Consider the following 9,272-nt stretch of genomic DNA (forward strand, 5'->3'; position numbering starts at 1 on the left):
CCTCGCGGCAGCCATCACCGGGCGCCGCCAGCCAGCCGCATACGGACGATTCGCTGCGAAGCGACAGGTTCGGCGACACGCAGCGCTTCCTCGGTGGCGATGCGCGCACCCTCGATCTCTCCTTGGGAGATGTAGGTCATTGCCAGGTCGGTCTGGGCGAACGCTCTGCTTCGCATACGCCAGGGCTCGTACTCGGCAAGGGCCTTTTCGATCATTCCGGCGGCCCGGTTGACGCAGCCGACGTCGCGAAGAGCCCCTGACCCAGCTCACCGAAAAGCTCCGTGTGCGTGTCGTAGCCGAGCCATACGGGCTCGCGGTCAGGCCGCGCAGCGTCGAACGAACGCATCGCCGCGTCCACTGCGGCGGTGGTCTCCCCGACGTCACCCAGCAGGGCGAGTCCCCGAGCCTCAACGGCATGGAGCTGCGTAGCCAGGGTCGGGGTCGCCGAACCAGTGACCGAACGAGCCGTCCGCACAAGCGCGACGGCAACGAGCGTTGTGGAGGGCGTCGTGTTCGGTCGCCGACCCCTGACTGATCTGTACCGCGAGCCGGCTCATATGCGCCAACACTTCGGCGGCATAGGGACGATCGCCGGCATGCAGCGCAAGATTGAATGCCTGGATGTTAAGCGTGTCTCATGTCGCAGCTCGTGACGTGGATCAGCGCTGTTCGCAGCCCTGCATCGGCCCACTGAGACACGCTCTCAGTAGTTGATACGCCGCACTATTTCTTGATATTCACTCGCGTTGGCCGGCATCAAGATCGACAGTTGCCGGAAAAAGTCTTCTGCTTCCCGCTTGATCTCACGGATCAATTCTTGTCTATCGACCGTGGCACGGCGGCTCTCCTCGCCAGCTTGCAACGTGATCAAGACAAGCTCTGGTCCAACCTTCCTGAGGGAGAGCTTGATCGGCTGGTCCGGAAAATAGGTGTGCGACTCTCCAGAAGCCTCAAGCACCTGGATCATATCGATGATGTAAGCCCATAGCTGATCAACGTCGTCCCACATGGATCGGTCAATGACCGTGACGTCGTCAACGACGACCTCGATCGCCCCTTCTACGTGACGCTCATCAACTGGCGGCGCGCCGCAATCGGAAAGGGACAAAAATTCACCGGAGGGCGACCGCAGATAGCTCTTTATACTAATCATCGCTCGCTACTTCTGTTACTTTGGGTAGAACTGACCAACATGACCACGATTGATGCCGAGAACATATTCCCTACCGTCAACAACGCCCTCGATCTGATACATACCATTCGACCCCTGCTGAATTAGCGTGTCTCGATTCTGACTCAGAACCTGAGAGATAGTATTTTCGACGTCGGAAATGGAAGTACCCTTGTCAAAGAACGTCTGCTGCGCCTTCGTGCTACCGTCCCAATAGTCCGGGTGGTGTCGTGTAAGGATATGCCGCATGTCCCTCTTGTCCAGAATGAACTGTTGGTTGTCGAATTGATACCTCTTGCTTTGCCAGTCGTTGAGGGCGGCGTCAACGTCGCACGGCGACAGACCGAGGGGGTCGGTCCAGGTGTGCGGGTTGTGGACGTAGGTGTTGGGGTTGGGGGACGGCGCGAGGCCGAGGGGGTCGAGGGTGGTGTAGCGGGCGGTTTCCGGGTCGTAGTAGCGGAAGTAGTTGTAGTTGAGCCCGGTTTCGGGGTCGTGGTACTGGCCGGGGAACCGCAACGGCGTGCCGGCGCTATCCCCGGTCCAGGTGGTGGTGCCCCACAGCGTGCTGCGGGCGTGCCCGGCCACGGCGCCGAGGTCATCGACGAGTTCGCTGGGCGTGCCGACCAAGTCGGTCACGATCGCGTAGAACCGCTCGTCCACCCACGCCTGTGGGGCGTCGCGCCACCAGGTCCGCTCGGTCTGGGTGACCGGGCGGAGGCCGTCGTGCTCCCACGTGGTGACGCGCGCACCACCCGGCTCCCAGGCGGTCTGCTCGGCGAGCGTGGTGCCATCCCAGACGAAGTCGACCTGTTCGACCACGGTGGTTCCGTCAGGGCCGAGGCGTTGCTTGGCGATGCGCCGGCCGAGCGGGTCGTACCGGTAGCGCCAGCGCTGCCCGTCCGGGGTGACGACCCCGACCAGGCGGTCCTCGGCGTCCCAGGTGTACTGCCAGGTCTCGGGCTTGCGGGACAGCCGGATCTTCTGGCGCTGGACGATGCGACCCTGGGCGTCGTAGCGGTAGCGCACGTTACCCGCCCGGCTGATCAGGGTGCCCCGGTACTCGCGCGCGCCGACCGCCGGCTGGGCGGCCGGTGTCGTCGGCCACGCCGCGTCGACGATGTTGCCGGCCGCGTCGTAGCCGTACCGCTCGGCCCAGTCCACGCCGTGCACGGCGGTGACCCGCCCGGCCCGGTCCAGGTCGAAGCGGCGGGAACCGCCCAGCAGGTCGTCCAGGCCGAGGAGGTAGCCGTCCGCGCGGTAGGTGTAGCGGCGCTGCTGCACCACCGGCCACGGCTCGCCGGTACCGGCACCGCACGGGTCGGGCCCGCCCGGGGTCGGGCCGATGCCGATGGACGACAGCGTCTGCCCGGTGAGCCGGTGGTTGGCGTCCCAGGTCTGCTCGAGGACGGCGGCCAGCCCCAGGTGGCGCCGGGTCTCCCGGCCAGCGGCGTCCCGGTCGAAGCGCAGCGAACGTCCCGCGGTGGTCAACGCCACCAGGTTCCCACGAACGTCGTGGGCCCACACGCTTTCCGCGCCGGACGGGGTGACCCGCCGGACGCGCCGGCCCAGGGCGTCGTAGGTCGAGGTCACGGTGCGCCCGTTGACGGTTTCGGCCAGCACCCGGCCGAGCGCGTCACGCCGGTAGACCAGCTCGGCGTCCGGGCCGACCGCGCGGACCAGCCGGCCCAACGGGTCGTGCTCGAACGTGGTCACGGCACCGTCGGCGCGTTGCCGCACCACCCGGCCCAGCGGGTCATGCCCGTAGTCCACGGTCTGGCCGGCGCCGTTGACCCGGCGCACCAGTTGGCCGGCGGCGTCGTAGCCGTAGCGCACCACGCGGCCGTTGAAATCGGATTCGGAGATCAGGCGCCCGGCGGGGTCGTAGTGGTACTCCCAGGTCAGGCCCTGCGGGTTGGTGACCCGGGTCAGCCGCAGGTCGGTGTCGTAGGCGAAGGTCAACCGGGAGCCGTCCGGGCCGATCCGGGCGGCGGGCAGGTCGAAGTGGGTGTACTCGGTGCGCGTGACGCTGCCGGCCGCATCGACGTGTTCCACGAGGTTGCCCTCGCCGTCGTAGGACCACGTCTCGGCGGCGCCGTCCGGCAGGGTGCGCGAGGCCAGCCGACCCTCCGGGGTCCACGTCAACCTCGTCACGCCGCCCACCGGGTCGGTGATCTCCACGATCCGGCCCAGGCTGTCCCGCCGGTACCGGGTGGTGGTGCCGTCCGGCTCGGTGACCGCCACGACGAGCCCGGCGGCGTCGGTGACCACCTGCCGGGTGTTGCCGGCGGCGTCGGTGACCGAGGTCAGGTGGCCGTGCTCGTCGTAGCCGAACCGGGTCGTGGCGCCGGCGGGATCGGTCACCGCGACCCGGTTGCCCGCGGCGTCGTACTCCTGCCGCCACACTGACCCGTCGGGGTCGATCAGGGTGACGGGTTGGCCCAGGTCGTTGTACTCGGCCAGGGAGCGGCTGCCGTCCGGGCGGGTGAGACCGACGAGGTTGCCGTGTTCGTCGTACTCGAAGCGGGTGGTGCGGCCCAGCGGGTCGGTGCGGGAGAGCAGCCGGTCGTAGCGGTCCCACTCGCAGCGGGTCTCGTTGCCCAGCGGGTCGACCTCGCGCACGATCTGCTTGGCCTCGTTGACGTGGTAGGTGGTGGCGTGGCCCAGCGAGTTGGTGGCGACGGTGACGCCGTCGCCGTAGTCGAAGGTGTAGGCCATGAACCCGTCGCTGCCCGCCTGGCGCACGCAGCGACCGGCGGCGTCGTAGGTGTAGCGGTACCAGGTGCCGTTGCGGTCCACCCATTCGGTGAGCCGGCCGGCGTGGTCGTAGCGGAACCGCAGGGGTTCGCCCGAGGAGTTGACCACCCCGGTGAGCTGGCCCTCGGTGTAGGTGAATCGGGCGATCTCCACGTCAGGCTCGCCGGCTACCCGCAGCGCGGTGACCCGGCCGTCGGCGGTGTCCACCCACACCCGGTAGCCGCCGCTGTGCCGCACCTCGCGGGGCGCGCCGTCGGCGTCCCGGACGATGTCAATGCGGTGACCGAGGCGGTCGGTGATCGCCGACAGCGGCAGCACCCCTCCTCGGCCGGCCGTGAAATGGCGGACGTGCCCGGTTTGGGAATCGGTGACCTGGTAGCCGCCGGCGTCGGTGCTTTCCAGCGGCCAGCGCGCGCCCTCGGCGGGAAGCACCGGTGCGCCCACGCCCGGGTGTGGATAGGTGAGCAGCACCCCGTCGCCGCGCACCAGGATCACGCCCTCGGCGTCCACCTCCACCCGTTCGTCCAATGTGGACGCCCAGGTGCGGCCGAACCATCCGCCCTGGCGGTAGGACGACAGGTGGGTGCGCCGCAGCACCAGCGGCAGCAGGCCGGGCAACTCGACATCGGTCTGCCGTAACACCACCGCGCCGGTGGCCACGTCGACCGGGTCGCCGCATTCGGTCTTGGCCGCGTCGTCGCGGGCCGGCTCGCGCGGGTCCTCGGGGCGGGCCTCGGCGCGGCCGGCGTTCGCCGCCCCGTCCTCGGCGGCGCTCTCCCCCGCACCGACCGCGCCCCGTTCGGCGGCCTCCTCGGCGGCACCCATGGCGGAGCGCTCCGCCACGCTGGCGCCCGCGTCGGCCGCCGAGCCCGCCCCGTCGGTGACCGCGGCCAGGGCGATGTTGGGCAGCAGCTTGCCGAACGCCTCGGCCGGATCCGTGCTCCATCCGGTGCCCACCAGGCCCTTGACCAGCTCCGTGGGATGGCTGGTGGCGTGCAGCAGGCCGGCGGCCGTGGTCGACAGGCCGTCGACGAACGCGGCGGGATGCGTCAGGTTGTACGGGTCCAGCGGGTTCAGCGACCGGGCGAACTTCGCGATGCCGCCCACGCCCTTGGCCACCCCACCGAGCAGGTGCTCCTGCTCGACCATGCCGCCCTGCCACAGGTCGGCCGCGTCGTCGAGCATGCGCTGGCTGAACGACGGCTCGAGCGGGGCCAGGCTGGTGGCGGCCGCCATCGTCTGCCGCGCCTGCTCGGCGGCGGAGTCGCGCTGCCGCCGCGCATCGGCCAGGATCTGCCGCGCATCGGCCAGGATCTGCCGCGCCTGGCGCATATCGGCCACGCCGGGATCGGTGAACGTGCCGGGGTGCTGCGGCTGCGGGCCCGGATTCTGGCCGGCCGACACCGCGGCGTTGTAGCTGCGGACGTGCGCGTTGTACTCGTCGACCTGCCGGTTGTAGGTGTCCCGCGCCTGCTCGGAGGCCCGCTTGCCCTGCTGGTACAGGTGGATCGCCTCGGCCGCCTGGCCCTGCGCCCACGTGACGGTGTGCGCGTAGTTCTGCCACGCGCCGGCCGCCTTCGCGCAGGCTTCCTCCGCGTCCGCCCACTGCTTCGGATGCGGCTGATACTTCGCCCGGAACGCCTCGGCGGCCTGACCGTCCCAGTGCGCGGTGTCGATGGCCGCCAGCCCGCGCGCGGTTTCCCCGAATGCGGCGGCGAACCGGGTGAGGTGGCCGGCGGTCTGGTCGATCGCGCCGACGTCACCGTGCACCAGTTCCTTGGGGTCGTCGGTTTCGCCGAGTTGCCGCTCGCCGACCTGCGCACCCAGGTGATCGGCCACCGAATCGCCGAACGAGTCGACCGCGTGCGCCGCCTCGTGCAGCCCGACGGCGTCCAGCCCGTCGCCGACAAGATGTGCCGCACCGTCGGCGGCCTTGCCTACGAAGCGCTCGCCGGCGTCAACCGCGTGTTCCAGGCCGTCCCCGATACCGTTGACGACATCTCCGAGACCCATCAGTGCCTGTCCCCCTGCTGCGTGGGCGCCGGGCCGAACATCTCGTCCTCCGCGTGGCTGATCGCCTCGCGGTGACCGGTCGCGTCGCCGACCGCCTCAGCCACCTGCAACGGGCCCGGCCCCATCGTTCCCGGCGGGTGCTCCAGCAGATCGCGCATCTCGGACTTCCAGGTGTGGCCGATGTCCTGCTGGGCCTTCTGCCAGGACTGCGCGCTGTAGTCCGGACTCGTCGCATCCGACAGGATCTGCCCCCAGGACTGCCGCTCCACCTGCTCGTCGGTGGCGTGCGGGTTCCCACCCAGGGCGGCGGCGACGTCCTTGAACACGCCCACCCCGTAGCGCTCCATCTCCGCGTACATCCCGGCGGACAGGTGCAACTGCTGGGCGATCACGTTACCGTCCTGCACCAGGTGGCGCACACCCCACGACCAGCGCTCGCAGAACTCGTCGAACGCCGCCTGTAAGCCCGCGTGCCCGACCTGCATGCCGGTCAGCGACAGGCCGGAAAAGCCTCGGCCCACGTCCGCGGAGCCGTCGATGCCCAGGGTCTTCAGCTCGCCGATGGCGTCGTTGATGCCCTTCGCGGTCTCCGCCAACGCCTGCGGATCCACCCGATAACCGTCGCTCATCACACCCCCGCGCAGATCGGGTACGAGGACCTGGTTCCCCTCCCCGTCACGGCCCACGTATTCCCGTCGCTGCCTACCTCCCCGCCTCGGGCCGGCACGTCCTTCGACGGGCCATCAGCCCACGAGGTTCCCCCACGGTAGCGCGGAGGGCGGCGATCCGACCGACCATCGGGGTGTGGCAGGCGCCGACGGCGATGTCGAGGGACTGCCAGGCGATGCGCCAGAGCTGGACCGCCACGGCCGCCGGCGGGAGCGCGCCGCCCAGCAGCAGCACGGAGGGCACCGCGGGGTCGACCTCGGCGAGGACGGCGAGCAGGCCGCCCAGTTGCAGCAGGCCGCCGAGGACGAACACCGCCGGGAACACACGGGTCCAGCGCAGCCAGCAGCGCAACAGCGGGCTCGCGGCGGCCAGCACCGCCCACGCCTCGTTGCGTTGCCTGCGCGGGAGGACGGAGGCCGCGCCGAGCAGGCGGTCCGCCAGCTCCGCGACTCGCTCGGCGCTCGACCGGGAGGGGAGATCCGCTCACTGCCGGTGCTGCCCGCGCCAGCTCTCGTGCGGAACGACGCGGACGAGCGCACCCGAGCAGCGCAGGCAACCGCGGCACACGCAGCGCCGGCGTCGCAGCGTGAGGCCGAGATCGGCGAACCGCTCCTCCACGGCGCGGCCGAACTCGTGCTCACCGGTGGCGCACGCGGTGCACGGATGACCGAGGTGCAGCAGCGTCGTGGCCACGTCGTCCAGGCTCGCGGGCATGGCATGTCCTCCATGCGGATTCGGGTGTGGGAACGCGGTGGGGCCGGGACCGAGTCGGGGTCTGCCCGGCCCCACCGCGGGCCGAGAGGGGTGGAACGGCGCGGGCGAGCCCTGAGGAGGCAGGAGAAGCCGCCCGCCCGCGCCGCTCCGGCGGATAGTTCGGGAAGGGGGAACCCGACCTATCCGCCGTCCGCGGGCGCCGGCCGGACCGGCAGCAGCGCATGACTGATCTCGTCGCGCAAGACGCACCGTGTCGCACGGCAGGCACCGCAGCACCCGGCCGGATCGAGCCGGTGCGCCCGCAGGCTGGCCCGGATGGCCCCGACCAGCCGATGCGTCTCCGACCGCGCCAGCCGCGCCACCACGCCGTCGTCGCCGTTTTGCACACCAGCCAGCAACAGCGCAAGGTGACGGCGAAGGACCACGTCCACGGCATTCGCCGACGCTCCAGCCGAGCCTGGCGGTATCGAGACTTCCATGGAGACCCCCGGGATAAGGCGTTCTTGCGGCCATCTTGCCGTACTTGCAATCAACCGGAATAACCCGATCGTGTGGAGTTTCGATCACCACGGCTCGAATGCCATACAGTCGTCAGCGACATTTCTTGCAGATACTGCAAAGGAGCGTTCGATGGTCAGGCGCCGGACCGGCGTGAACACCCGGGGCATCGGACTGGAACTGGAGCGATACCGCAAAGCCGCCCGGATGACGCTGGAGCAGGTCGGCGAGCGCCTTGGCGTCTCGGCGAGCACGATCAGCCGCCTGGAGAACGGCAAGCGGGAGCCGACCAGCGAGGAGGTCGCCTCCATCCTCGCCGTCCTCGGCGTCACCGGAGCGGAGCGGGATCGGCTGATCGACCAGTCACGGGGCGGGAACGGCTGGGGGCTGGTGGAGAGCAGCAATCCCACCGCGCAGAGCCGTACCTACCTCAACTTCGAGGCTCGGGCGACCGCGATTATCAACTTCGAGCTGATGCTCGTGCCGGGCCTGGCACAGACGGCCGACTACGCCCACGCCGTCATCTCCGCCATCCAGGTCGACGGCGACGACCCGGACATCGAGGCCCGAGTGGCGCGCCGGATGGCGCGGCAGGCCATCCTCACCCGCAAGAACCCACCCCGGCTCGACCTCCTCGTCACCGAAACGGCGCTGCGCATCCCGATCGGTGGACCCAGGGTCATGGCCCGCCAGGTCCGGCATCTGGCCGAACTGGCGGAGCGACGCAACGTCTCCGTCCGGGTCATTCCTGCCGGCGTTCCCGGCCACGCCGGTCTCCTCGGCCAGTTCGTCATCCTGGAGTTCCCGCAGGACGCTCCGATCGTGCATGTCGAGGACCGGACCACCGGCCTGTTCCTGGACGACGCCGACAAGGTCAAGCTCTATAGGCTGACCGCGGAGAAGCTGACGGACGTGGCCCTGGACGAGCAGGAGTCGATCCGGCTCATGGCGTCCATCGCCAACCACCTGGACCGAAAGTGAGGCAGGACATGGCGGCGACCAGCCAGTTCCACACACCGTGGCGGAAGAGCACTCGCAGTGGCAACGACAGCAACTGCGTCGAAGTCGCCTTCGGCGACGCCGTGGTCGGCATCCGGGACTCCAAGAACCCCGCGGCCGGCCACATCACCGTGCGAACGGAAACCTTCCAGACATTCCTGACGGCCGTCGAGCGCGGCACATTCATCTGACGCCTGACCGTCCGGGATAGGTAGCCCCCGAACTCGCACCGAAAGCGGACTACCGTGTCGTCGCCGGTGCACCGCGTGAACCGGCGACGACCACGCTGCTCTCTCGCATGCCAGCATGCCGCTCTTGGCAGATTTACCATGAGCGTTATTCAGAGCCCTTACCAGCCAAGTCGGTAGAACTCCAGTGCGGTGACGATTCGGATGACATTCGGAAGCTCGGCGAGGCGCCCTCGAAAGCCGGTGGCAAGTATCTTCCAGTTCTT

The 9,272-nt window shown here is 69.4% G+C and carries 9 protein-coding genes; 2 read left to right on the forward strand and 7 right to left on the reverse strand.

Features of this window, described 5'->3' with window-relative positions; all coding sequences use genetic code 11:
- Positions 1-14: 14 nt before the first annotated feature.
- The 7 genes from FFT21_RS20995 to FFT21_RS28895 form a co-directional block, all read right to left on the reverse strand.
- Positions 15-215: a hypothetical protein gene (locus FFT21_RS20995; RefSeq protein WP_137815630.1), complete on the reverse strand. Its 201-nt coding sequence runs from the start codon at positions 213-215 to the stop codon at positions 15-17.
- Between the two features lie 488 nt (positions 216-703).
- Positions 704-1,153 carry a hypothetical protein gene (locus FFT21_RS21000; RefSeq protein WP_137815631.1) on the reverse strand — a complete coding sequence of 150 codons (450 nt, stop codon included), beginning with the start codon at positions 1,151-1,153 and terminating at the stop codon, positions 704-706.
- Between the two features lie 15 nt (positions 1,154-1,168).
- The gene (locus tag FFT21_RS21005) at positions 1,169-5,938 is read right to left on the reverse strand and encodes a putative T7SS-secreted protein (RefSeq protein WP_137815632.1); all 4,770 of its coding nucleotides are present in this window, start codon (positions 5,936-5,938) and stop codon (positions 1,169-1,171) included.
- Positions 5,938-6,567: a hypothetical protein gene (locus tag FFT21_RS21010; RefSeq protein ID WP_137815633.1), complete on the reverse strand. Its 630-nt coding sequence runs from the start codon at positions 6,565-6,567 to the stop codon at positions 5,938-5,940. The genes FFT21_RS21005 and FFT21_RS21010 overlap by 1 nt, the downstream gene beginning before the upstream one ends.
- 73 nt (positions 6,568-6,640) lie before the next feature.
- Positions 6,641-6,982: a hypothetical protein gene (locus FFT21_RS21015; protein ID WP_137815634.1), complete on the reverse strand. Its 342-nt coding sequence runs from the start codon at positions 6,980-6,982 to the stop codon at positions 6,641-6,643.
- Between the two features lie 108 nt (positions 6,983-7,090).
- Positions 7,091-7,321, reverse strand: a complete 231-nt coding sequence (locus tag FFT21_RS21020) for a hypothetical protein (protein WP_137815635.1) — start codon at positions 7,319-7,321, stop codon at positions 7,091-7,093.
- 179 nt (positions 7,322-7,500) lie between these two features.
- The gene (locus FFT21_RS28895) at positions 7,501-7,752 is read right to left on the reverse strand and encodes a hypothetical protein (RefSeq protein ID WP_153816565.1); all 252 of its coding nucleotides are present in this window, start codon (positions 7,750-7,752) and stop codon (positions 7,501-7,503) included.
- A 199-nt stretch (positions 7,753-7,951) separates the two neighbouring features.
- On the opposite strand from FFT21_RS28895, the gene FFT21_RS21030 reads away from it, so the two are divergent.
- Complete coding sequence (locus tag FFT21_RS21030; RefSeq protein ID WP_192909667.1) at positions 7,952-8,800, forward strand: helix-turn-helix domain-containing protein; 849 nt, start codon at positions 7,952-7,954, stop codon at positions 8,798-8,800.
- An 8-nt stretch (positions 8,801-8,808) separates the two neighbouring features.
- Positions 8,809-9,009 (forward strand): DUF397 domain-containing protein, encoded by a 201-nt coding sequence (locus tag FFT21_RS21035; protein WP_137815638.1) that lies wholly within the window; start codon positions 8,809-8,811, stop codon positions 9,007-9,009.
- Positions 9,010-9,272: the final 263 nt, after the last annotated feature.

Origin of the sequence: Gandjariella thermophila, assembly GCF_005405885.1 — a bacterium.
GTDB lineage: Bacteria > Actinomycetota > Actinomycetes > Mycobacteriales > Pseudonocardiaceae > Gandjariella > Gandjariella thermophila.